Genomic DNA, 22,087 nt, shown 5'->3' with positions numbered 1-22,087 from the left:
GGACTCCGTGTCCAAAAAGTCCCTAGACATCACACCGCTAGGCAGCGAGCTCGTCGTCAATGTAGACCCGCCTAGTCGCGCGCAAACCCGCCATCAGCATGCAAAGGCTGAGCACCATCAGCGCAATCAGGACGGCCGTCCAGTTACCGGTAGCGCCGCGCACAACGCCCACGAAAAGCGGCAACAGCCCCGCCAAGATGTAGCCGCCCGGCTGCACAAAACCGGAGAGTCGTGCGGTCGTCAGCGCACTCCGAGTGCGGGCGGTGAGCAATGCCAGAGCCAGTGGGAAGCACATACCGCCGATCCCCATCATGCAGGCCCAGGCGAGCGGGGCGACGTCGGCAGCCACAAGGACCCCACCCCACCCAGCACAGGTGCACAGCGCCAGCACAATCGGTACGGGTGTTAGGCGGTCCAGGCGAGAAATTAGCCAGGGCATGATCACGCCGCCGGCGATGTTAAAGACACCGATGACAGCAAGTGCCACACTGGCGGTATCCTCACTCACGCCCTTCTCTACCAGCATGCGCGGCAGCCAACCCATTTGGACATAGGCCATGGAGGACTGCAGCCCGAAGAAAAAGAGCATGGCCACCGCCGTGGGCGAAGTGTACATGGGCTTTGGCGCGCCGGCACCGTCGATCGCCCCGTGGGCGACGTCCTTGCCAGCCTGCGGCAGAACCACTATCCACGCCACCAGCTGCGCGATGGCGGGCAGGCACCAGATCCACAGCGCACCTTGCCACGTGCTTTGCGTCACCGCGGACAGCGGGCCAAGGGCGCTGGATACGCCCAGCATCGTGGTGTAGGTGGTCATCAACGCCACCAGCGTGCGGCCCGAACCATGTTGCTTGATCCACGCGGGAAGCAGAACGTTGGCTAGAGCGATGCCGCCGACAACGCACAGGGTCAACGCAATAAACAGCGGGAAGCTGCTCACCCACGGACGCAGCGCCAGGCCCACCACTAGGGCCAGCGTGCCGCCGGCCAAGGTACGGCTGAGCCCGCCCCGCCGAGCAATGGGCACGGCGGCCAAACCCATGGCCGCGAAGCACAGGCCAGGAAGCGCGGTCAACAAACCTGCCTGCCCAGAACTGATCCCAAAGAAATTCTGGATCTGCCCCAGCACCGGTGCCACCGAAGCGATACCGGATCGCAGGTTCAGCGCGGTGAGGCAAACAACGGAAAAGAGCAGGAAGGGCGCAAGCGAGCGCCGAAACGCCGAGCCCACGCCTTTACTTCTGAACCGGGGCCCACTCCGGGCCGGTCTCACCAAGCTCCGGGTCGAGCTTAGCCACCAGCGGCTTGGGCTTCTGCAGCGTCGTCCCCGGCGTAATGTCGACACGCTTCCACGCAGCCTGCTGCGCCGCGTAGTCACCGGTGATGATCGGGTACGGGTGGTTCTCCGGCGGGAGGTCTACGCCAACGAGTTCAACCGGCATATCATCCACCACGTCTTCAATGCGCGGCTGTGCGGCCCAGACGCCCTCACGTCCCAGGGTCTCGTGCACCTTCTGTGCGGTGAAGGGCAGGAACGGGGTCAACACTACGTTGCAGTCGGAGACCACCTGCAGTGCGGTCCACAGCACGGTGGCCAGACGCTCGCGCTGGGTTTCATCCTTGGCCAGCTTCCACGGCTCCATCGCCGCGACATAGGCATTGGCCTCGCCGACGACGTGCATGATGGCGGTCATGGCCTGCTTGAACTTGGACTGCTCGAGGAATTCCGCGGCGGTGGTGAAGGTCTCCTCCGCCAGTGCCAGGATGTCCTTGTCTGCCTGCTCCAGCGCGGCCGGGGCCGGGACCTCGCCGAAGTTCTTGTGAGCCATCGACACGGTGCGGTTGACCAGGTTGCCCCAGCCGTTGGCAAGCTCGTTGTTGATACGGCGCACGAACTCATCCCAAGTGAAGTCGGTGTCGTTGTTTTCCGGACCGGCAACGGCGATGAAGTAGCGCAGCGCATCCGGGCCAAACTCCTCGAGGAAGTCCTTGACGTAGATAACGACGCCCTTGGACGAGGAGAACTTGGAGCCGGACATGGTCAGGTATTCCGAAGACACAATCTCCGTGGGCAGGTTGAGCTCACCGTAGGTGTGCAGCTCACCGCCCTTGGAGCCCTTGCCCGCGTAGCCCAAGAGCTCTGCTGGCCAGATCTGGGAGTGAAAGGTGATGTTGTCCTTGCCTTGGAAGTAGTAGTGGCGTGCCTGCGGGTTCTGCCAGTAGTCCTTCCAAGCCTCCGGGTTGCCGGTGCGGTGGGCCCACTCGATGGAGGAAGACAGGTAACCAATCACCGCATCGAACCACACGTAGAGCTTCTTCGCGCCGTTATCCTCCCAGCCTTCGACCGGAATGGGAATGCCCCAGTCGATATCACGGGTCATGGTGCGCGGGCGCATATCCTCCAACAGGTTGAGGGAGAATTTGAGGACGTTCGGGCGCCAATCCTCGCGGCTCTTCAGCCACTCTTCGAGGACGTCCTTGACCGCAGGCAGGTCCAGCAGGAAGTGCTCGGTATCGATGAACTCCGGGGTTTCACCGTTGATCTTGGACACCGGGTTGATGAGATCTACCGGATCGAGTTGGTTGCCGCAGTTATCGCACTGGTCACCGCGCGCGCCGTCGGCGCCACACAGCGGACAGGTTCCCTCGATATAGCGGTCGGGCAAAGTGCGCCCTGTGGACGGCGAGATCGCGCCCTGGGTGGTCTCCTTAATCATGTAGCCGTTCTCGTACAGGCCCTTGAACAGCTCCTGCACCACCGCGTAGTGGTTGCGTGTGGTGGTGCGGGTAAAGAGGTCATAAGACAGGCCGAGCCCAGCCAGGTCGGTGACAATCTGGCGGTTGTAGCGATCCGCCAATTCACGAACCGTCACGCCTTCCTTATCCGCCTGCACGAGCAACGGGGTGCCATGCTCGTCAGTACCGGAAACCATGAGGACGTCGTTGCCACGCATTCGCTGGAAACGGGCGAACACGTCGGAAGGAACACCGAAACCCGCCACGTGTCCGATGTGGCGGGGTCCGTTGGCATAGGGCCAAGCAACATTAACGACAACTGTCTCAGTCATGGCCCCTACTCTATCGAACACCCCCTCACCGGCAATGCAGTGAGGGGGTGTATGAGAGAAATGCTCGCGCCAGAACTAGTTCTTGTGGCTGTGCTGGCGGCGGCGGGCCTTGTAGGCCTGTTCGCGCTGGAACTCGCGGTGCAGGCGACGCTCACGCGCCAGCTTGCGCTGGAAGGCCTGGGACTCGCGGTACTCGCGGTAAATTACGTCGTTGCTCAAGTCCTTGTAAATAGCGAACATGAGGCCGACGAGGATGAAGAGGAATGGCAGCGCCGCCACGATGGTGACGTTCTGCAGGTTTGACAGGGCATTCTCGCTCGACAGCAGCAAGGTCAGGCCGACAGCCGCAGTGAGCACACCCCATGCCGCGGACAGCCACGGCTTGGCGGTGGTAGCGCCAGACTGGGACATCGAGCCCATGACTGTCGACGCCGAGTCGGCCGACGTAATGAAGAACGTGGCAAGGAGCAGGGCGGCGACGATGCCCGCGATGAAACCACCGGGGAGGTTCTGCAGCAGGTTGAACAGCTCCTGCTCGGCAGACTCACCGGAGATGGAGTTGCCGTTCTGCTCCATGTGGATGGCGGTACCGCCGAAGATGGCAAACCACACCGTGGAGACACCAGCCGGGACGAGAAGCACACCAACGCAGAACTCGCGGACGGAACGGCCGCGCGAAATGCGGGCGAGGAACATGCCCACGAACGGCGACCAGGAAACCCACCAAGCCCAGTAGAAAATGGTCCAGGTAGATAGCCACTCGCCAGCGTTTCCGTTATCGGACTCAGCGGTACGAGCGATCATCTCGGTGAAGTTCGCCAGGTAGTTACCAATGGAGCCTGGGATCTGGTTCAAAATCGACACGGTTGGGCCGAAGACGAACACGAAGATGGCCAGCAGAGCCGCCAAGACCATATTGGTGTTAGAGAGGTACTGAATACCTTTGCCTACACCCGACATGGCCGACAGAATAAAGGCCAAGGTCAGCACGAGAACGATGCCGATGACGACGTTCTGCGTGGGGTTCTCAATAATTCCGGAGGCCTGCAGGCCTGCCTGAATCTGCATCGCGCCGAGGCCCAGCGAACAAGCGGTGCCAAAGACGGTGGCGAAGATGGCCAAGATATCAATGATCTTGCCTGCGAATCCGTCGGCGGCGCGCTGGCCAATGAGCGGCACGAAGGCCTGGCTCAACAACTGCTTGCGGCCAATACGGAAGGTGGAATAAGCGATGGCAAGCCCCACGATGGCGTACACGGCCCATGGGTGCAGGGTCCAGTGGAACATGGCCGTGGCCATTGAGGTTCCTACCTCATTCTCACCATGGCCCGGAACGCCGTTCTTAAAGTAGTTGAGCGGCTCGGAAGCACCATAGAACATCAAGCCGATGCCCATGCCGGCAGCGAACATCATCGCAATCCAAGAGGCCGTGGAGAATTCCGGTTCCTCGTTAATCTTGCCCAAACGAATGGTGCCGAACTTCGAGGCCGCAACGCAGATAACGAAAACCACAAAAATGGTCCCGAAGAGCACATAGGCCCAGCCAAAGTTATTCACCACGAAGCTCAGAGCATTGCTGGAGAAGGAGGCAAAGCTCTCTGGAGCGGCCAAGCCCCATGCCACAAAGGCGGCAACGAGCAGGCCGGCGATTCCCACAATGGTCCAGTCGATCGGTGAATCAATGCCGCCTGGGCCAAACTTCTCGTCCTCTTCCTCCTCCACCGGCGCGGGAGCCGCCTCAGGATTGAACGCCTTGTTGGTGAGCATATCCTGGAGCTGGCTTGTGGCCGAGGCCTCCTCGAGGCGCTCGTCGACGGTGCGGTATTCCTCTACCGCGGCCGGCGAGCTCTCGCCTTGGGGCACAGCCGAAGACACCCCCGTGTCCTTTACATTGTCTGCATTCGTCGAGTCTGTCATACCTCCCGACCTTGGTGCTGTCTCATCAACTAGTCAAACTAAAACGGAAACAAAAAGACTATTCACCACATGCATTTCGGGCATATAGCGTTCCTAAAGCGTCTGTCACGAGCTTCTTTGCACGACCGCTATTCCACCGCAGCTGCCGAATCTGTACCGCAACTGTGCAGCTTGCCAGCTTGTTCGGAGGCACTTCCGAGGTATGGCATCCCTACCGCGCATGCCGCGGCCACGCCGGGTGACATAACGATGCCATAACGATTGGCCCAAAAGAGACGGGCATCACCAGAATTTATTGTTAAAGCTCAGCCGCGCGCGGCGAGGTATGCATCATAAAGTTCACGGTTGGACCACTCGGTTCCCGCTGCTGCTTGCTTGCAGGCATCCTTGGCCCGCACGCCCCGCTCAACCTCCGCACGGACCTGCTCCACGAGGGCCTCCAACGACACGGGTGCGGCATCCCCGCCCTCGATGACGACGGTGATTTCACCCCGCGCATTCTCCTGCGCCCACTCGGCAAGCTCGCCCAAGGTGCCACGCTTGATTTCCTCGTAGGTCTTCGTCAGCTCACGGCAGACCGCAGCGCGGCGCTCCGCGCCGAGGATCGCTGAGGCGTCGCCAAGCGTCTGCGCTAGACGGTGCGGGGATTCAAAGAAAGCAATGGCACGGCGCTCCCCCACGAGGGACTCCAGCCAGGCTTTACGCGGTCCGGGTTTGCGCGGCGGGAAGGCATCGAAGAGGAAATGCCCCACCCCCAGTCCGGAAAGTGCAAGCGCAGTCGGCACCGCCGAGGGCCCCGGAAAACAGGTCACAGGCACATCCGCTTCCACCGCAGCGGTGACGATGGAGTGCCCAGGATCGGAGACCAGCGGCATGCCAGCATCCGACACCACGAGAACCGTGCCCGTCCGGGCAGCGTTGACGAGCGCGCGCGAGCGCTCCTCTTCGTTGTGGTCGAAATTGGAAACCACCTTGCCGCGGATCTCTACCCCCAGCGCCTGGGCCAGGTTACGAACGCGGCGGGTGTCTTCCGCAGCGATCACATCCGCGTGGCCCAACGCCTGCATCAATCGAGCAGAAGCATCACCGGGATTTCCCAGCGGCGTGGCGGCCAGGATGACTCCACGCGGCAGGGGTTCAAGCTGAAGACTCATACCCCCAGCATGGCACACGCACGCTAGACTCTTCCGCGTGAGTATCGCAATCCTTACTGATCGATCTGGCCGCACCAGCCGCGCGCGCGTCCCCGCCGCCCGCGGCATCCATAGCCGGCCAGCTCCCCCTGCTCCCCGGCACTACACCTGGACCAAGGCCGACACGATCAGCACCGCCATCATCGCTGTGCTGGCATTCATCACGCGGTTTGCAGGTCTCGCCGCACCGGTCTCCGAGGGAACTCCCGTCTTCGACGAGAAGCATTACGTGCCGCAGGCATGGGACATGGTCACCAGCTGGCACAACCTCTTCCTCGGCGGCATCGAGTCCAACCCGGGCTACGGCCTGGTTGTGCACCCACCGCTGGCCAAGCAGATTGTCGCGATATCGGAGGCCATCTTCGGCTACACCCCACTGGGCTGGCGGGCCATGGCCGCGCTCTTTGGCGTGGGCACCGTGCTACTCACCATGGCGCTGGCACGCCGCTTGTCCGGTTCCTGGCAGGTGGGCTTCCTCGCCGGCCTGCTCGCCGTGTGCGACGGCGTGCTGCTCGTGGCCTCCAAGTTCGGAATGCTTGACATCTTCCAGGTCTTCTTCATCGTCGCCGCTGCCTGGGCCTTGGCGCGGGATCACCAGCAGATGCGCGAGCGCCTGCACGCCGCCTTCCTGTCAGGCACGATGGGGGACTCCGACTTCGGCCCCAGATTTGGTTTCCGGTGGTGGCGTTTTACTGCCGGCGTTTTCCTGGGGCTAACGCTGGCCGTGAAGTGGTCAGGCCTGTACTACATCATGTTCTTCGGTCTCATGAGCGTTTTCTCGGATCTCGCTCTGCGCCGCTTGTATGGCGTACGCCGCTACATCGTGGGCACGCTGGTACGCGATACCCCAGCAGCCCTGGCCTCACTCGTTGCGGTCCCCGTAGCCCTGTATGCGTGGTCTTGGCGCGCTTGGTTTGCCGATGAGACCGCCGTCTACCGCCACGCGAAGGTTGACGGCACGATCGAGGATGGCTCTTGGTTGCTCCACCTCCCCGAGCCTCTTGCCGGTTGGTTCTACTACCACTCCTCTGTGCTGGAGTTCCACGCCTCCTTGACCTCCTCAGGTGGCCACAGCCACCCCTGGGACTCCAAGCCATGGGCTTGGCTGGTGGCCGCACGCCCCATCCTCTACTACTCCTCCACGGACATCTCTTGCGGGGACGGCGGATCCTGCCGCAGGATGCTGTACCTCTTTGGTACCCCGGTCATTTGGTGGCTGGTCATCCCGGCGGTGCTGTGGGGACTGTGGTCCTTGCTCGTGCGACGCAACCGCGCCTTCCTCATCCCGCTTGTGGGTGCCGCGGCGGGTTTCCTGCCCTGGCTCATGGTCTTTGACCGACAGATGTACTTCTTCTACGCCACGGCGTTCATTCCGTTCGTCATCGTGCTGATCTCTCTGGCTTTGGGGCAAATGATTGGACGTGGACGGGTTCTACGGTGGCGCTGGCTCACGGAGCTTTTTGGGGCCGCGATGCCGCTGGGCACCTTCCTTACCGTGTGCTACGCCGCGCTCGTCGTGGCAATGTTTGCCTACTTCTCCCCGATTCTCTACGGCTACCTCATCCCGGATTCTTGGTATCACTCCATGATGTGGCTACCGTCCTGGACCTAAACCCCTGGCCCTACCCCCTGGCCCAAGCCGCTTAGGCTTGGGCCCTTAGGCTTGGGCCCTTAGGCTCGGCCTCTTAGACGTGGCCTTTAAGGCTTAGCGCGGGTTAGCGGACAACGTCCTATACACGTCCCGTAGCAAGAAGCCCCGGTCGGCCGCCCACGCCCACCCCAGGCTGGCCGTTGCGAGACCGGTGCCGATGAGGATATAAACCTGCTCCGCGACAACGCTGCCCAAGGCAAAGTCGCGCATGGTAAAGCCGCACAAGAACGCGAATATAGTGCAGACCACCGGCAGCAATCCAGGAGCTGAGGCTGGGCGCCAGGCGGCAAAGGCTAAACCGCTCGCCAGGCCGAAGCGCAGCGCCGCAGCCTCCATCACAAGGTGTGCGCGCTCCGGGTCGGCCCCTTCGGCGAGGGTTCCTTCACTGCCCAGGGTGGTCAAGCCGGAAGCGCTGACGACGACCACGATCGCCCAAATCAGAAACGCCACGGCCAACACTCCGAGAGCTACCCGAGCCAGCGTGAGCGATGCCTGCCGCGCGCTGGAGGCCCGCTGCCACTCCGGCTCCACGCCAGCCAGGATGACTTCCGACAAGTCCTGCGGCGGGAGGCCCTCAGGTTCCACGAGGCTCAGTGAGCGAGACAAGGCCGCCGCCTTCTCCCGGAAGGCGGCACACTCCGGGCAGCCGGAGACATGCGCGTCAATGACATCGGGCGCCAGCTGCGGGGCTTCCCCATCGAGCTGCGCGGAGATCGCCGCTTGCACCTGCTCATGCGTCAGCACGGCTCAACACCCCATCCACACTCGCCCGGCCGGAGCCGAAGACAACGATCATGAGCAGCGACACGATGAGCACCAGCGGGTACTCGATGCCACCATCGGCGGCGAAGAGGCCATTGCCCATATGTACGAAGTACAACGCACAGGCCATAAGCAGCGCCAATGCCCCTGCCACAAAGGTGGTGAGCAGGCCGACTACGAGGGCCGCCCCGCCCAGCATTTCTGCGAAGGCAGCCAAGTACGCCGAGGTCTGCGGTTGCGGAACTCCCCATGCGGAGAATTGACCGGTTACCTCGTCCATGCCGCTAAAGAACATCTTGTCCACACCGTGCGCGACGAAGATAACTCCCAGCACCGCGCGGAAGATGAGCAGCGCGGCATCGCGTACGGCGGGTCTATTCATGGTTCATAGACTACCCTGGATGACCACCTCCCTCCGAAAGGACTCCCCTCCTACCATGCACATGTGGACCTCGCTGGACACTCCGCTCGGCCGTCTTCTCCTTGTCTCCTCTAAGCGGGGTTTGTCACGGGTGTGTTTCCCCGGTGAATCCCCAGATCTCAGCGGTCTGCAGCGCCTCCCCGATGGCCCTACCAGCGCCCGACACCCCAGTACTGCGAATGCTGGTGTTGCGGGGGCCGACGCTCTCGTCGCCGCTGCCCAGCAGATCACCGAATATTTTGCGGGCACGCGCAGGGACTTTGAGCTGCTTCTCGACGTCCCCGCATCCCCGCACACATTCCGCGACCGCGCGCAACGTGCGCTGCGCGCTATCCCGTTCGGCGAGCGCTGGACTTATTCGCGCCTCGCTGGCGCCGCCGGTAGTGCGCAGGCCGCCCGCGCTGCTGGAAGCGCCTGTGCTACGAACCCGCTTCCCATCGTGGTGCCGTGCCACCGCGTCGTTCCGGCAAGCGGCGGCCTCGGTTCCTATCGTGGGGGCACAGCCGCGAAGCAGATGCTGTTGGAGCACGAGGCCACGCTCTGCGGCACGAGGCCGTGAGAGCCGTGGGGAACCAATGAGCGGATTCTGCAGTCTAAGAAGGCATGACTAGTACACAGATGGCAAACGATATGAGACTTGTTTATGACTCCGCGGGGCTTGGCCGCCCCGCCTGGGCAATGACCTCCCCGCTTCTCCAAGAGTATTACGACACCGAATGGGGCATGCCCGTCCATGAGGAATCCGCCCTGCTGGAACGCCTCTGCCTGGAAGGTTTCCAGGCCGGGTTGAGCTGGGAACTAGTGCTGCGCAAGCGCGAAGCCTTCCGCGCTGCCTTTGTGGGCTTTGATGCAGACCTACTGGCCAGCTTCGGGGAGGAAGAAGTCGAGCGCCTCATGAACAATGCGGGGATCATCCGCAACCGTCTGAAAATCAACGCGGTGCTTAACAACGCGAAGGCCACGGTGGCCTTGCGGGAGACAGGCGGGCTCGATGAATTCATCTGGAGCTTCCTGCCCGCTGACACGATTGCGCCGGAAAGCGAAGAGGATATTCCAAAATACACAGAAGAAGCCTTGGACATGTCCAAGGCTTTGAAGAAGGCCGGCTTCAAGTTCGTCGGCCCGGTGACGTGTTTCTCCCTGATGACGGCCATCGGGATGGTTGACGCCCACCTAGTAGGCTCCCATCGCCGCGGCACATCCGGCATCTGGCCGGCCTAGGGGCCGGGTGGATTAACCGACTCGGCGGGCTGCTAGGTCATCGCGGCGCTGGCGCGAAGAGGGATGGGGACCGTCGAAGCCATCGTCGCTATCGCCCTCCGAGTAGACGGGCAGGTAGTCAAAGTCCGGGCTTTCATCATCGATTTCTAGGATGAGCGCGCCTGGACGGCGCAGGTTGGGCGGCAATGACTCGGCGGGGTTCTCCGCATTGCGCACCCCCAAACGAGCGCGGCGCAGGTGGTAGACGCGTCGGCGCAGCAGCTCCCGCTCGCGGCGCACCTGGGCGCGCAGGGCCACCAGGTAGACCATGGTCATAACGCCGGCAATACCCGCCAACCACCACGTCCAGCTCCCCACAACAATACCCAGGCAAACCGTGGCCACCACTGCTACCGCCAAGCCGATGAGCGTGCGCTGGCGGCGCTGATAACGCGTGGCGGAGGCTTCCTTTTCCTTCACCGGATCCCAGCCACCGCGGCCCAGGCGGCGCTGGGCGAAGGCCAGTTCCTCGGCGGACAGCTCGGTATCGCTTCCGCTCATTTCCTCGTCCTCAGTCTCAGCAGCAACAAGGTCTAGGCCCTGCGGGACGGCGGCCGAACCTTCCTCTGCGCCTTCGGCATCAGTGCTCTCCGCTTCAACCTCTGCTTCATCGGAGTTGCTCACATCAGACGCAGCCGGTGCTTCCTCCACCGCGTCGATGGCACCCGGATACATCAGATCAACCGGCGAGGTATAGGTCTCATCGAAGTCATAGGCATCCTCGGCCACGCCGGCGTTAGCAGGAGCCGTGAATACCTCGGCGGCATCCGCCTCAACGTTCTCAGCCTCCTGCTCCGACCCATGATCATCCTCGGCAGCGTCGTCGGAATCGTCCTCGAGCTCGAAGTCCGTCTCGGCGTCCTCAGCTTCTACGACTTCGCCATCAATCGTGTCCGCCACTACGGATTCGGCAGCGCTCTTTCCTTCGCCATCGCCCTGGAGCGACTCCGCGGTATCAGCAACCCCCTCGGCCTCAACCAGCTCATACTCGGCTTCCTCATCGCTGGCCTCCGCTGCTGCCGGGGCGTGCGGGCGGATGTCCTCCTTGCCCAGGCGCGGTTTACGGCGGCCCGGCACGGAGCCGGAATCTCCTTCGAAGAGCACGCGGGTCTCTTCAAAGGCCTCACCTGTGTGGCTCATCGGACGCTGCGAGCGCAAAAGCAACGGAGCGAGGATGAAGAGCCACAGCACGATTACGAGAATGATCGGCACGGCAGTCATCATGTGGCTGAGTCCCACTTTCAGGGGTCGACGAAAAAAGGGAATATAACTAGGCCCCTACTCTAGCTGCCCAACCCCGCCCCGTGGGCACCAACGAACCCCTAAATTACAAGGTTGTTACTCAAGTGAAAGCAGAGGTAGTTGACCTAAACAATCTCCCAACCCATCACCGGCTTAGCAACAGCTAAGCCACCTGCTACGCCCCCGCGATTCGTCCCGCCGCACGGAGGCGCTCCACCGCCCCAGAGGCAAAATCCTCGCGATTAAGAGCCAAAAAGTGATGGTCCCGCCACGCGCCGTCGATATGCAGGTTGCGGCGCAGGAACCCTTCATCGCGGAACCCGTTGCTGTGCAGCACCTTGCCTGAAGCGGGGTTCTCCGGCAGATAGGTCGCCGTCACACGATGCAGCCCCACACGATAAAAGGCATGGTCCACGCCAAGAGCACAGGCAGCAGTAGCCACGCCCGCACCGTGCACCGCGGAATGCACCCAATAGCCAATCCAGCATTCGCTGACCCCTCCATGCTGGATATTTCCTAAGGTCAATTGCCCACAGAAGTGGCCATCAACCTCAATGACCAGCGGCACCACTGTCCCGGCCCGGGCCGAGTCACGCAGAAACATCAGGTGATTCCACCAAGCCGACTGGGAGTGCGCCGCATCCCACTCCGTCGGCAGCGTCGGCTCCACCGGTTTGAGGAAATCCCTATCCTCGATGCGCTGCCGTCGCCACGCCGCACCGTCCCTCCGCAACAGCGGGCGCAAACGTAGCGTCGCCCCGCGCGGGAAGACACGAGACTCCCGCAGCCGTACCGCGGGTGTAGCTTCTGGCCAGCCCGGATGATCGGGGTTGACCCCACCGGTGGCGGGAGTAGAAAAGCGCCCCGCGGCGGTACCAAAAGGATCAAGCATGACGTGTGTGCCGGCGGCTAGCTGCGCTGGGTCAGGAACAGGACGTCCACCACGTCCCCGGGACGGATCTCTGTCACTTCCTCCGGAATGCGGATCATCGCGTTCGCTTCCGAGAGCCCTGCGAGCAGGTGCGCCGGCGCACCCGCCGCACCGCCCAGTCCTTCCACCAGATAGTCGGAGGTTTCGGCATCCCGCATGAGCCGGGCGCGGATGTAGCCGCGGCGTCCCGGGCGGGATTCCATGTGGTTGAGCACGCGTGCGCGCACCACGCGGCGTTGGCCGCTGCGCTTGCCCAGGGAGAGACGGATCAGCGGGCGCACAAAGACCTCAAAGATAACCAGCGCGGACACCGGGTTCGAGGGCAGCAGGAAGGTCGGGATGCGCTCCTCCCCCAACAGACCGAAACCCTGGACCGATCCTGGGTGCATGGCTACGCGTGAGGTATCTACATCTCCCAACTCATCAAGGACCTCGCGGATTTCTTCCGAACCCGCGCCACCCACGGCACCGGAGATCACCAGCACCTCGCTGCGCGCCAAGTAGGTTTCCAAAGCCTCGCGCACGCGACGCGGCTCGCCGGCGGCGATGCCGACGCGGTGCACGTCCGCGCCGGCCTCCTTCGCGGCCGCTGCAAGCGAATAAGAGTTCACGTCGAAGACTTGACCCAGGCCGGGCTCGCGGTCGACGTCGACAAGCTCCTTGCCAAAGGACACGATGGTCACGCGCGGGCGGGGGTACGCCAGCACCTTCGAACGCCCCACTGCCGCGAGCAGGCCAATCTGCGCTGGGCCCAAGATGGTACCGGAGGATACGGCAACATCCCCGGGCTGAATATCATCGCCCACGCGGCGCACGAAGTCCCCTGAGCGCACCGGGCGGTGCGAGGTCACGCGCTTGCGGCCACGGTCGGTCCACTCGAGGGGAAGGACGGCGTCGGCAAGCGTCGGCAGAGGCGCGCCCGTGTACACGCGCACCGCTTGCTTGGGCTGCAAACGCAAAGGCTGGCGTGACCCTGCAGGAACCTCCCCCACTACAGGCAGGGAACGCTCAATCTCCGTCTCCGTGGCGGGTGCATCCGCATCCTCAACGTCGTGGCGGGAGCGTGCCTTGAGGGCTTTTTCTCCCCCGACGTCCACGGCGCGCACGGCATAGCCATCAATGGCTGCTTGCGGAAACCCCGGGAGCGGCTGGTTTGCCTGCACCTCCTCCGCGCACTTGAGACCTAGGGCATTCGCGATGGCGATGCGTACCGGCTCGGGAGTCATCGCTGCATCAAGAATGAACGCCATCTGGTCATCGACCGAACGCATGTACCGCCTGCCTTTACTCTGGGGTATGTGGGGCCTAAAGGGATGGAAGTTACTGGAGTAGAGCTTAGCGCGCTAGGCGTGCGAAGGCTTAGCCCTTCAGCCCCTTTTCTTCTTCGTAGTCCTCCACAATCTTCTTGATCGCCTTGTAGAGTGCAGGACCGTACTTCTCATCACGCAGACCAAAGTCAACGTTGGCCGGGATGTACCCACCCGGGTTGCCCAGGTCGTGGCGCTTGCCCTGGTGAACTACGACGTGAACGGGGTGGCCTTCCTTAATGAGGAGTTCAATGGCATCGGTCAGCTGCAGCTCCCCGCCCTTTCCTGGCTTAATACGGCGAAGGGCATCAAAAATCTTCCTGTCGAGCAAGTAGCGCCCAGTGGCCACGAGGTTCGAAGGCGCATCGTCCGGATCCGGCTTCTCCACCATGCCCACAACCTTCTTCACGCCCGGTGCATTGGTGTCCTCGACGTCGAAGACGCCGTAGTTATAGGTCTCTTCGCGTGACACCTCGAAGGCGCACAACACGCTGCCGCCCAGGGCGGCACGAACCCGGGCCATCTCCCCCATGACGGTGGCCGGCAGGACAATGTCATCCGGCAGCATGACGGCGAAGAATTCTTCGTCATCCTCCAACACGGATTCCGCCAAGCCCACCGCGTGGCCCAGGCCCAGCGGTTTTTCCTGCTCCACGGAAATCGGGTGGATCAACTGAGCAGCACGCTTGACCTTGGCCACTTGCTCGTCTTTGCCGCGGGCGTCGAGGGTCTCGACGAGATCGGGGAACTCATCGAAGTGCCGCATCACTTCCTGCTTGTTCGGCGCGGTAATCACCGCAAGGCGCTGGGCGCCCACGGATGCGGCCTCTTCCGCAATGAGTTCAATACCCGGCGTATCAACGACGGGGAGCAGCTCCTTCGGTACGGTCTTGGTGGCGGGCAAGAAGCGGGTGCCCATGCCAGCAGCGGGGACAACGACCGTAGCGATCCCGGTGTGGGAATCCTCGTGTGCAATAGCCATAAGTTCCACTTTACAATGCGCCCTTCGCGCTCCCGTGCTGCGCTACGCCGTCCCGCTATGATTAACAACCATGACGACCTCCCCCAAGGACGCCTTAAGATCCTCACTCCTTAACGCGCGGCACGAGCGCAGCGCCGAGCAGCGCGCTGATGACAACGCCGCGTGGTGCGCCGGTGTGGGTGAATTACTCACTCCTGCGATGCGTGTTGCCGCCTACCATCCCCTGGGCACAGAGCCGGGTGGCCCCGACTTCGTGGAGACCGTGTCCACACTCTGCAAGGAGGTCTACCTTCCCATTTCAGGCAAAAACGGTGAGCTCTTGTGGACGCTGTATGGCGGGCCGGAGGCCATGCGCCCGGGGGTATTAGGGATTGCAGAGCCCGACGGGCAGCGCCATAGCAGCGAAATCCTGGCGCACCTCGACCTCATCTTGGCGCCCGCGATGGCGGTGAGCGAGTCAGGCATGCGCCTCGGGAAAGGCGCCGGCTACTACGACCGCGCACTCACCCCGCTTCCCACTGGGAACCCGCCCGTCGTCGCTCTCGTCCACTCCAGCGAGGTCCGGGACGTCCCCTTCGAGGGACACGACCGTCCCGTCGATGGCATCCTCACCGAGCGCGGGATGCGCTGGCTTTAATCGGCCCCTTCTCAGATTCCATGCCGCCGCCTGGGAACCGTGCGGGTCGGAGCACAGTCTAAGAAGGTATGGACTTTCTTCACGTTCTGCGCACCCCCGGGCATCGCCGCAGCGTTCTCCTGCGCCGCGTAACGGCCGCAGTCTTGCTCGTGGCCGCGGCGGCAAGCGCGCTCGCTTCTACCCGCGAGCAGCCGCGCGTGGTGGTCATGGCCCGGGACGTCGCCGCCGGGGAGACGCTGGCGCTTGGCGATGTCTCCGTGGCCCGCGTCCCCTCCTCCGCTCTCCCCGCCACGGCGTTGGGGAGCAACCCGGAAGATGCGGTGGGGCGGGTTCTAGTGGCGGCGGCCAGCGCCGGCGAAATACTCACTACCACCCGGCTGCTCAGTTCGGATCTCATCGCGGACTTCGGGATGGAAGACGGCCACCTTATCCCGCTCACGCTCGCCGAGCCAGACGTTGCCCGCAACCTCCATCACGGCGATACGGTCAATATTGTCGGTGCCCTCGACGGTGGTGACGACGCTTCCCTCCCCGCCCGCGGCTCAACGATTGCCCGTGGCGCACGCGTCGTGTCGGTGGGTGCCGGCGGAGAGGATGCCCGCACGCACACACTCCTCGTTGCGCTACCAGCCGAAGCAGCCGAAGCTGTGGCAGCCGCGTCACTGGCACAACCGCTCACGGTTGTCATTGTGGGCGACCGCGCCCACAGTTAAGCTATGTTGTGAAGATCATCGCGTTTGCACTGGTAGGCCTCCATAAGATGTTGCCACGACACGCAAACTCTGCCTACTATAGGCACATCCACTCAGGCGCTTTTTGCTCTTGCAGTCTCGCGACTGCCGCGCGACCCCGCGGCACCACCTGCAGGATGGCGTACAGAAGTGGCTTTCGCTATTCCAGTATTTCCACATGCTTCGTCTTACGTTGGCGTCCCTGCGCATCTAGGGCCTCTCTTAGAGAGCATTATGGCTCTATGCCTGCTTTTCTCCGACTTTTCTGAACAGCGCGCCTGCGCAGAGTGCGGACTACGCAAAGCAGACGCTTAAGACACAGGAAGCACCTACCCCCGTAGATAGGACAACCACCACCATGCTCAAGGGCTTTAAAGATTTCATCCTGCGCGGCAACGTCATCGAGTTGGCCGTAGCGGTCATCATCGGTGCCGCCTTCACCGCGATCGTCACCTCCATCACCGATCACATCATCCAGCCGCTGATTAACTCCCTCGGCTCCCCAGACTTTGGTGGCCTGGGCTTCGCAATTACCGATAACCCGGAGACCTTCCTGGACTTCGGTGCAGTCATCACCGCCCTTATCAACTTCCTCATCGTTGCCGCTGTCATCTACTTCGTCATCGTTGCTCCGATCAACGCCGTCACCGAGCGCACTAAGCGCCGCCAGGGCGTTGACCCGGAGGAGCCGGCTCCGACCACCGAGCAGCTGCTCGGCGAGATCCGCGACCTGCTCGCTGCTGAAAACGGTGGCACCACCACCAACAAGCCTGGCTCCAGCATCTAAGCCAACAGCCCCACGCCTAAAAATCCCGCAGAACCGGCATTTCGCCGAAGTTCTGCGGGATTCTCTTATGCCTCCGCCCGCTGCTCACGCACTACTGCGTGGTGCCAAAATGCGGCGGCATGTTCTCGCGGTAGAAGGCCTCTCCCGTGGCCTCGTCCTCGCTGTCACCACCGGGGCCGCCTGCGTCCGCATCTAAGCTCACGGTGCGCAGCTCATCGGCCCCTGCGGCGGAAGAAGAGCCAGCGGACCCTGACATTGGCCCGTGAGGAACATCGAAGCTGCGATCGTAATTCTCGGCCGTCGACGGACGCTTCACGCGACGGCGCGCCCGCGGGGTACGCGGTGTGGAATCAGCCATTAGACGCTGGACTTCTGCAGCTGATCGACGAGGTGGTGTACCAAGGGGGTCAGCGTAGCCATTCCATCACGTACCGCCGCGCGGGAAGATGCGACGTTGACGATCACCGTTGAACCAGACACTCCCGAAATGCCGCGGGATGTGCACGCATCCACCGCACCGCATGCTTGGCCGGAGGAGCGCAGGGCCTGGGCCACGCCAGGGACCATTTGGTCCAGCACCGCGCGAGTCGCCTCTGGGGTCTTATCGCGCGGGCCAACGCCCGTGCCGCCAATCGTGAGGACCAAGTCAACGCCCCCGACCACGCCGGTTTCAATCGCCTGCCGGATCTTGGACTTCTTGGAACGAACGATTACTGCGCCGTCGACGGTGAAATCAGCTTCAGCCAACAGTTCGCCCGCCAAGCGCGACGTGTCCTGCGCTGCATCATCTGGGTGGTCGGTGACGATCACGACGAGCGCGCGGCGCGGTGCTTGCACACTTTGTTCTTGTTCGCTCGCGATGAGGAAGGCGTCATCTGGTTCGGTGACATCATCGAGTTCGCGTGAGGCATCGCGCCCCAGCAACTCAGTTGCGTCGGTGTTTTCTGCCACGGAGGTTCTCCTTAAAGGTAGGGGCGGAATCTTCCGGTAGTGGTTTCTTCACAAGGTCTCAGGGTGCGGTGTTCGTGCGGCGCTCACGCACCGCCCAAGTATTTGTTAACTTACTCGCTCGCCAGAGTTACCTCTACCTTTCTCACATCTTCGCTGTCTCGGCTCCGTACCTCCAGGGTCACGGTCGCGCCGAACTCCTGGGAACGGGTTGCCGCGATGAGGGCATCAGAGCTTTCAATAAGCCGATCGTTGACGCGGGTGACCACGTCACCAGACTTGAGCCCTGCCTTATCGGCTGGGCTATCGCGTTCTACATCGACGATCTCCGCACCAAGGGTGTCGCTTTGCGCGCGGACCTTAACGCCCAAGGTTGGGTGCTTGACCTTGCCATTGTTGATGAGCTCATCGGCCATCCGCTTGGCAAAGTTGGAGGGAATAGCGAATCCCAGGCCGATGGAACCGCCCTCGGAATTCGAGCCACCCGATAGCGAGGCAATCATCGAGTTCATTCCAATGATGTTGCCTTCCATGTCCACCAAGGGGCCACCGGAGTTGCCTGGGTTGACGGCGGCGTCGGTCTGGATGGCGTCGATCAGCGAGGACTCCCCGCCCTCCTGCGAAGCACGGACGGGACGGTTCTTCGCCGAGACAATTCCGGAAGTCACCGTAGCGTTGAGTCCCAACGGGGAACCTACGGCAACGACCTCTTGCCCCACCGCGGCTGCGTCCGAATCACCGAACTGTAGGAAGGGAAGATCGTTAACGTCATCGATCTTGATGACAGCAACGTCCGTGGTCGCATCCGAGGCCACAAACGTGGCGCTGTGGCGCGAACCATCATTCATGGTCACTTCCAAGCGCCCACCTTGATCCGCGCCGGCGACGACGTGGTGATTGGTCAGCACGTAGCCGTCCGGGGAAATAATCGAGCCCGAGCCTTCGGCACCGCCGGAGCGAGTAATGGAGTAAATGGATACCACTGCTGGAAGTACCTTCGATGCCACGTCCTCGACGGAGCCGTCGGCAGGCTCTTTACCGGTGCTGTTGGCCACGGGCTGGCGCTCCAAGACCTCATTGACCGTCGAGGTGGAGGATTTGTCTTTGCCCACCGTTCCGACCACCGCGCCGGTAACACCGCCGGCAGCGATGAAGGCTACGAGCATCATGGACAGCGCAGTGCCCAGGCCGACCTTGCGCTTGGCCTTAGGCTCATCGCTCGGTTCCACGACCCGTACGCCTGCCCCCTCTTGGCCCCCGAAGAACTGGTTCTGATTACCAGCATGCGCCGCAGTGTAGCGCTGACCGGCATAAGGCTGTGTTCCCTCCTGCGAGTGCTGCCCTGTCGAAGGCTGCTGTGCTGCCGAACGCTGCTGGCCTTGTTGACCGAATCCATAATTCGAACCGCCATACGGCGCCTGCGCCCCGTAAGGTGCCTGGGAAGGCTGGTTACCAAAAGAAGTAGGCCGGGCTCCCTGCCCCGCCTGGCTTCCGTAGGGCGACTGTCCGCCTTGCCTCGATGTATCCGACCGCGGCTGATTCCAGCCATTCGATTCACTTCCCGCAGAAGGTACCTCGCCTCGCTGCTGTGACTGTCCCCGTCCGTCAGAGTTCTGCGGGCTATCCATGGGGTTATCCATGTTCGACTTCCTCATATTCATGTCAGGTAGTGTGCACCATCGCGCTGGCGCATATCTGATACTAATCTGCCAGTGTGCTACGAGAAGCTGGACGTTTCCTGTGCGCCTTGAGCTGGGGTGATCCCTGACACACTAGCCCTGATTGAACCACCGCTCCGCAAAGATATGGCCGCGGTCGTTGCGCTCCTTCGGTTGGTCCGCCGCGGGGTCGTGTAGCTGCCCCGCTGACTGCTGCTCAGTGGAGAGCTCGGAATGGTAATCGTAGGGCACGTCTTCCAGCCCGTCCACCAAAGCATCGCCTTCGGTGGGGTGCCCTGGCAGGATAACCTCCATGCGCGTTCCGCCGTCCGCGGAATCCTTGATGGTGATCTCTCCGTTGTGCCTCTCCACCACGGATTTCACGATTGCTAGGCCCAATCCGGATCCCGGCATGGCACGGGCTTCAGCAGAACGGTAGAAGCGCTCAAATACCTTGTCCCGTTCCTCCGGAGCGATGCCGGGGCCAGAATCGTCAACGCGCAGGCGCACCTTGTCAGGGGCGATTTGCCGCATGGACACGCGCACGGTCCCCGTCGGCGGGGACCACTTCGCAGCATTGTCCATAAGGTTGAGGGTGGCACGGCCCAGCGCAAAAGGATCGCCGTCGATCATCCACGGGATAAACCGCACGCGGAAGTCCACGTCAGGACGGCGGCGCTTGGCGCGGTTGAGCGAATTCTCCAACACTTCGTGCAGCTCAACGGGCTCCGGCTCCTTCTCAGTGGCGTCCTCGCGCGCTAGGGCAACCAAGTCACCGATCAGGGTGGCCAATTCCGACATCTGCGCCATTACGTCATCTTCGAGGTCGCGCCGGTCTTCCTCACTGATGCCAAACCCGCCACCGGACTTATTGAGCATCATGAGAAGCTCAATGTTCGTCCGCATGGACGTCAGCGGGGTCTTAAGCTCGTGGCCGGCATCAGCCACAAACTGTGATTGCTGCACGCGCGCGTGCTGCAGGGCGGAAAGCATTCGGTTAAAGGACACAGTAAGTTGTGTCATTTCATCGTTGCTCTCCACGGCAATCGGCCGCAGGTCATTGGTCTGCGTCACGTAATCAGCAGCCCGCTTGAGGCGAGCGATCGGCTCCATGCCGGTCTTGGACACCACCATTCCCGCGAAGACGGAAAGCAGCACGCCAAAGGCCACGATAATCAGCAGCGCGGAGCCCACCGCGGACACAATCTCCTCCGTGGGACCAAGGTCCTTGGCCAGGACTACCGTGGCGCCACCTTCCTGGGACTTGGCCAGCACGCGCTCACCACCCAGGGTACGGATGGAGCTTTCCATGGTGTCCCCGTCCGGTTTAAAGTCCCCACCCACCGGCAAGGCGTCACCATAGGAAAAGGTAGCTGCTGGCGGAGAGATAGAGACCCGAGTCGAAGGATTGTAGAGCTTAAAAGAAGCGATCTCCTGATCGATATTCTCCACGAAGCGCGGATCCTGTGCCTGCTCCATCAGCACGTCCGCTTGCTGCATGATTTGCTTGTCGACGCTCGCCGTCATCGACGCCGCAACCAACCAGTAGGTCACCAACGTCATCACTGCCACCGAGACAGCGACAACGACACCAGTAACCAAAGAAAGGCGCCACCGAAGCGGCGCCCGCGAAGCCCAGCCGCGACGACCTGACAGGCCCAACCACGCCGTGGAATCTAGGTCTTCAGAAGGCACCGCGTCGGGCGCGGGCCTCCGCAAAATCACGCGATAGCCTCCCTCATGACATAGCCGACGCCACGCACGGTGTGGATAAGTCGCGGCTCGCCATCTTCTTCGGTCTTCTTACGCAGGTAGCCGATGTACACCTCGAGAGCGTTGCCTGAGGTAGGGAAATCATAGCCCCATACTTCTTCCAGGATGGTGTTGCGGGAGAGCACCTTGCGCGGGTTCTCCATGAGCAAGCGCAACAAGGCGAATTCGGTGCGCGTCAGGGAAATCTGACGGTCGCCACGAGTGACTTCACGCGTATCGGCATCGAGCTTGAGGTCCTCAAAACTCAGCTGGGTTTCAACGGGCTGCTGCTTGCTGATCGACTCCGCAGCAGCACGACGGACCAGGGAACGAACACGAGCCAAAAGCTCTTCAAGAGCGAAAGGCTTGGGCAGGTAATCGTCGGCACCCGCATCGAGCCCTGCAACGCGGTCAGACACGCCATCACGAGCCGTGAGCACGAGGATTGGACGGTCCCAACCCTCACTGCGCAAGGTTCGGCAGACTTCCAAGCCGTCCATGTTCGGCATCATCACATCGAGGATGAGCAGTCCTGGGTTCTCCCTGTGGACCATCTCGACAGCCTCTACGCCATCGGCGGCCAACATTACGTCGTAGCCATTAAACTTCAAGGAGCGGCGAAGCGATTCGCGTACGGCCTGCTCGTCATCCACGACAAGAATCTTCATGTTTCCAATTATGTCCTATCTAAGGCGCATTCACGAAGTGGGCCTAGTTCTTTCGCCCCCTTAAATCACCCCTTAAGATTTTATTCACCCCACTACCCGTGGCATCAGCGAACGCCCAGACAAGAAAGGCACCGCAGCCGAGCACTGCAGCCTCGAGAATGAGTCACTGCAG

At 62.2% G+C, this 22,087-nt stretch carries 21 protein-coding genes; 6 read left to right on the top strand and 15 right to left on the bottom strand.

Annotated features, from left to right (window positions below; translation table 11 throughout):
* Positions 1-37: 37 nt before the first annotated feature.
* From HMPREF2526_RS02340 to rsmI, 4 genes are all read right to left on the bottom strand, one after another.
* Positions 38-1,231 carry an MFS transporter gene (locus HMPREF2526_RS02340; protein ID WP_070545596.1) on the bottom strand — a complete coding sequence of 398 codons (1,194 nt, stop codon included), beginning with the start codon at positions 1,229-1,231 and terminating at the stop codon, positions 38-40.
* A 4-nt stretch (positions 1,232-1,235) separates the two neighbouring features.
* Positions 1,236-3,068 (bottom strand): methionine--tRNA ligase, encoded by a 1,833-nt coding sequence (metG, locus tag HMPREF2526_RS02335; protein WP_070545594.1) that lies wholly within the window; start codon positions 3,066-3,068, stop codon positions 1,236-1,238.
* 75 nt (positions 3,069-3,143) lie between these two features.
* On the bottom strand, positions 3,144-4,985 hold the full coding sequence (locus tag HMPREF2526_RS02330; protein ID WP_070545591.1) for a BCCT family transporter: 1,842 nt from the start codon (positions 4,983-4,985) through the stop codon (positions 3,144-3,146).
* Positions 4,986-5,290: 305 nt separating this feature from the next.
* Positions 5,291-6,139 carry a 16S rRNA (cytidine(1402)-2'-O)-methyltransferase gene (gene rsmI, locus HMPREF2526_RS02325; RefSeq protein ID WP_046646950.1) on the bottom strand — a complete coding sequence of 283 codons (849 nt, stop codon included), beginning with the start codon at positions 6,137-6,139 and terminating at the stop codon, positions 5,291-5,293.
* Positions 6,140-6,245: 106 nt separating this feature from the next.
* Between rsmI and HMPREF2526_RS02320 the strand changes: the two genes are divergently transcribed.
* Complete coding sequence (locus HMPREF2526_RS02320; RefSeq protein ID WP_168163146.1) at positions 6,246-7,790, top strand: dolichyl-phosphate-mannose--protein mannosyltransferase; 1,545 nt, start codon at positions 6,246-6,248, stop codon at positions 7,788-7,790.
* 93 nt (positions 7,791-7,883) lie between these two features.
* Here HMPREF2526_RS02320 and HMPREF2526_RS02315 read toward each other — a convergent pair whose 3' ends face one another.
* A complete protein-coding gene (locus tag HMPREF2526_RS02315; protein WP_070545588.1) occupies positions 7,884-8,573 on the bottom strand; it encodes a zf-HC2 domain-containing protein in 690 nt (229 codons plus the stop codon).
* Complete coding sequence (locus HMPREF2526_RS02310) at positions 8,560-8,973, bottom strand: DoxX family protein (protein ID WP_046646952.1); 414 nt, start codon at positions 8,971-8,973, stop codon at positions 8,560-8,562. Before HMPREF2526_RS02310 ends, HMPREF2526_RS02315 begins: the two co-directional genes overlap by 14 nt.
* A 19-nt stretch (positions 8,974-8,992) precedes the next feature.
* On the opposite strand from HMPREF2526_RS02310, the gene HMPREF2526_RS02305 reads away from it, so the two are divergent.
* A complete protein-coding gene (locus HMPREF2526_RS02305; RefSeq protein ID WP_246819846.1) occupies positions 8,993-9,571 on the top strand; it encodes a methylated-DNA--[protein]-cysteine S-methyltransferase in 579 nt (192 codons plus the stop codon).
* A gap of 44 nt (positions 9,572-9,615) precedes the next feature.
* Positions 9,616-10,233, top strand: a complete 618-nt coding sequence (locus HMPREF2526_RS02300) for a DNA-3-methyladenine glycosylase I (RefSeq protein ID WP_046646954.1) — start codon at positions 9,616-9,618, stop codon at positions 10,231-10,233.
* 12 nt (positions 10,234-10,245) lie between these two features.
* On the opposite strand, the gene glpR is transcribed toward HMPREF2526_RS02300, so the two are convergent.
* The 4 genes from glpR to HMPREF2526_RS02280 all read right to left on the bottom strand — a co-directional run bounded on the left by glpR (position 10,246) and on the right by HMPREF2526_RS02280 (position 14,734).
* Complete coding sequence (gene glpR, locus HMPREF2526_RS02295) at positions 10,246-11,496, bottom strand: divisome protein SepX/GlpR (protein ID WP_070545582.1); 1,251 nt, start codon at positions 11,494-11,496, stop codon at positions 10,246-10,248.
* A gap of 193 nt (positions 11,497-11,689) precedes the next feature.
* On the bottom strand, positions 11,690-12,406 hold the full coding sequence (locus HMPREF2526_RS02290) for a GNAT family N-acetyltransferase (RefSeq protein ID WP_083295504.1): 717 nt from the start codon (positions 12,404-12,406) through the stop codon (positions 11,690-11,692).
* 17 nt (positions 12,407-12,423) lie between these two features.
* Entirely contained in the window at positions 12,424-13,716 is a 1,293-nt protein-coding gene (gene glp / locus HMPREF2526_RS02285; protein WP_070510397.1) for a molybdotransferase-like divisome protein Glp, read from the bottom strand.
* An 88-nt stretch (positions 13,717-13,804) separates the two neighbouring features.
* A complete protein-coding gene (locus HMPREF2526_RS02280; RefSeq protein ID WP_046646956.1) occupies positions 13,805-14,734 on the bottom strand; it encodes a UTP--glucose-1-phosphate uridylyltransferase in 930 nt (309 codons plus the stop codon).
* A gap of 70 nt (positions 14,735-14,804) precedes the next feature.
* Between HMPREF2526_RS02280 and HMPREF2526_RS02275 the strand changes: the two genes are divergently transcribed.
* The 3 genes from HMPREF2526_RS02275 to mscL all read left to right on the top strand — a co-directional run bounded on the left by HMPREF2526_RS02275 (position 14,805) and on the right by mscL (position 16,889).
* Complete coding sequence (locus tag HMPREF2526_RS02275) at positions 14,805-15,371, top strand: 5-formyltetrahydrofolate cyclo-ligase (protein WP_070545579.1); 567 nt, start codon at positions 14,805-14,807, stop codon at positions 15,369-15,371.
* Positions 15,372-15,439: 68 nt separating this feature from the next.
* The gene (locus HMPREF2526_RS02270; RefSeq protein WP_070510403.1) at positions 15,440-16,084 is read left to right on the top strand and encodes an SAF domain-containing protein; all 645 of its coding nucleotides are present in this window, start codon (positions 15,440-15,442) and stop codon (positions 16,082-16,084) included.
* A gap of 376 nt (positions 16,085-16,460) precedes the next feature.
* Positions 16,461-16,889: a large conductance mechanosensitive channel protein MscL gene (mscL, locus tag HMPREF2526_RS02265; RefSeq protein ID WP_046646959.1), complete on the top strand. Its 429-nt coding sequence runs from the start codon at positions 16,461-16,463 to the stop codon at positions 16,887-16,889.
* Positions 16,890-16,980: 91 nt separating this feature from the next.
* Here mscL and HMPREF2526_RS02260 read toward each other — a convergent pair whose 3' ends face one another.
* The 5 genes from HMPREF2526_RS02260 to HMPREF2526_RS02240 form a co-directional block, all read right to left on the bottom strand.
* The gene (locus HMPREF2526_RS02260; RefSeq protein WP_046646960.1) at positions 16,981-17,247 is read right to left on the bottom strand and encodes a hypothetical protein; all 267 of its coding nucleotides are present in this window, start codon (positions 17,245-17,247) and stop codon (positions 16,981-16,983) included.
* Entirely contained in the window at positions 17,247-17,840 is a 594-nt protein-coding gene (locus HMPREF2526_RS02255) for a MogA/MoaB family molybdenum cofactor biosynthesis protein (protein ID WP_046646961.1), read from the bottom strand. The genes HMPREF2526_RS02260 and HMPREF2526_RS02255 overlap by 1 nt, the downstream gene beginning before the upstream one ends.
* 110 nt (positions 17,841-17,950) lie before the next feature.
* Positions 17,951-19,498, bottom strand: a complete 1,548-nt coding sequence (locus HMPREF2526_RS02250) for a S1C family serine protease (RefSeq protein WP_232745229.1) — start codon at positions 19,496-19,498, stop codon at positions 17,951-17,953.
* A gap of 111 nt (positions 19,499-19,609) precedes the next feature.
* Positions 19,610-21,220 (bottom strand): HAMP domain-containing sensor histidine kinase, encoded by a 1,611-nt coding sequence (locus HMPREF2526_RS02245; protein ID WP_070545572.1) that lies wholly within the window; start codon positions 21,218-21,220, stop codon positions 19,610-19,612.
* A complete protein-coding gene (locus HMPREF2526_RS02240; RefSeq protein ID WP_049154197.1) occupies positions 21,217-21,915 on the bottom strand; it encodes a response regulator transcription factor in 699 nt (232 codons plus the stop codon). The genes HMPREF2526_RS02245 and HMPREF2526_RS02240 overlap by 4 nt, the downstream gene beginning before the upstream one ends.
* Positions 21,916-22,087 lie beyond the last annotated feature (172 nt).

This window comes from Corynebacterium sp. HMSC070E08 (assembly GCF_001808895.1).
GTDB lineage: Bacteria > Actinomycetota > Actinomycetes > Mycobacteriales > Mycobacteriaceae > Corynebacterium > Corynebacterium hiratae.
The sequence above is the reverse complement of the archived record's forward strand: the minus strand, read 5'-3'. Positions and strand labels throughout refer to the sequence as shown.

Bases quoted from the DNA above. Each gene is read 5' to 3' on its own strand.
- metG (WP_070545594.1), bottom strand. From the start codon at position 3,068: ATGACTGAGACAGTTGTCGTTAATGTTGCTTGGCCCTATGCCAACGGA.
- HMPREF2526_RS02330 (WP_070545591.1), bottom strand. From the start codon at position 4,985: ATGACAGACTCGACGAATGCAGACAATGTAAAGGACACGGGGGTGTCT.
- rsmI (WP_046646950.1), bottom strand. From the start codon at position 6,139: ATGAGTCTTCAGCTTGAACCCCTGCCGCGTGGAGTCATCCTGGCCGCC.
- HMPREF2526_RS02310 (WP_046646952.1), bottom strand. From the start codon at position 8,973: ATGAATAGACCCGCCGTACGCGATGCCGCGCTGCTCATCTTCCGCGCG.
- HMPREF2526_RS02305 (WP_246819846.1), top strand. From the start codon at position 8,993: ATGACCACCTCCCTCCGAAAGGACTCCCCTCCTACCATGCACATGTGG.
- HMPREF2526_RS02300 (WP_046646954.1), top strand. From the start codon at position 9,616: ATGACTAGTACACAGATGGCAAACGATATGAGACTTGTTTATGACTCC.
- glpR (WP_070545582.1), bottom strand. From the start codon at position 11,496: ATGATGACTGCCGTGCCGATCATTCTCGTAATCGTGCTGTGGCTCTTC.
- HMPREF2526_RS02290 (WP_083295504.1), bottom strand. From the start codon at position 12,406: ATGCTTGATCCTTTTGGTACCGCCGCGGGGCGCTTTTCTACTCCCGCC.
- glp (WP_070510397.1), bottom strand. From the start codon at position 13,716: ATGCGTTCGGTCGATGACCAGATGGCGTTCATTCTTGATGCAGCGATG.
- HMPREF2526_RS02280 (WP_046646956.1), bottom strand. From the start codon at position 14,734: ATGGCTATTGCACACGAGGATTCCCACACCGGGATCGCTACGGTCGTT.
- HMPREF2526_RS02275 (WP_070545579.1), top strand. From the start codon at position 14,805: ATGACGACCTCCCCCAAGGACGCCTTAAGATCCTCACTCCTTAACGCG.
- HMPREF2526_RS02270 (WP_070510403.1), top strand. From the start codon at position 15,440: ATGGACTTTCTTCACGTTCTGCGCACCCCCGGGCATCGCCGCAGCGTT.
- mscL (WP_046646959.1), top strand. From the start codon at position 16,461: ATGCTCAAGGGCTTTAAAGATTTCATCCTGCGCGGCAACGTCATCGAG.
- HMPREF2526_RS02260 (WP_046646960.1), bottom strand. From the start codon at position 17,247: ATGGCTGATTCCACACCGCGTACCCCGCGGGCGCGCCGTCGCGTGAAG.
- HMPREF2526_RS02250 (WP_232745229.1), bottom strand. From the start codon at position 19,498: ATGAATATGAGGAAGTCGAACATGGATAACCCCATGGATAGCCCGCAG.
- HMPREF2526_RS02240 (WP_049154197.1), bottom strand. From the start codon at position 21,915: ATGAAGATTCTTGTCGTGGATGACGAGCAGGCCGTACGCGAATCGCTT.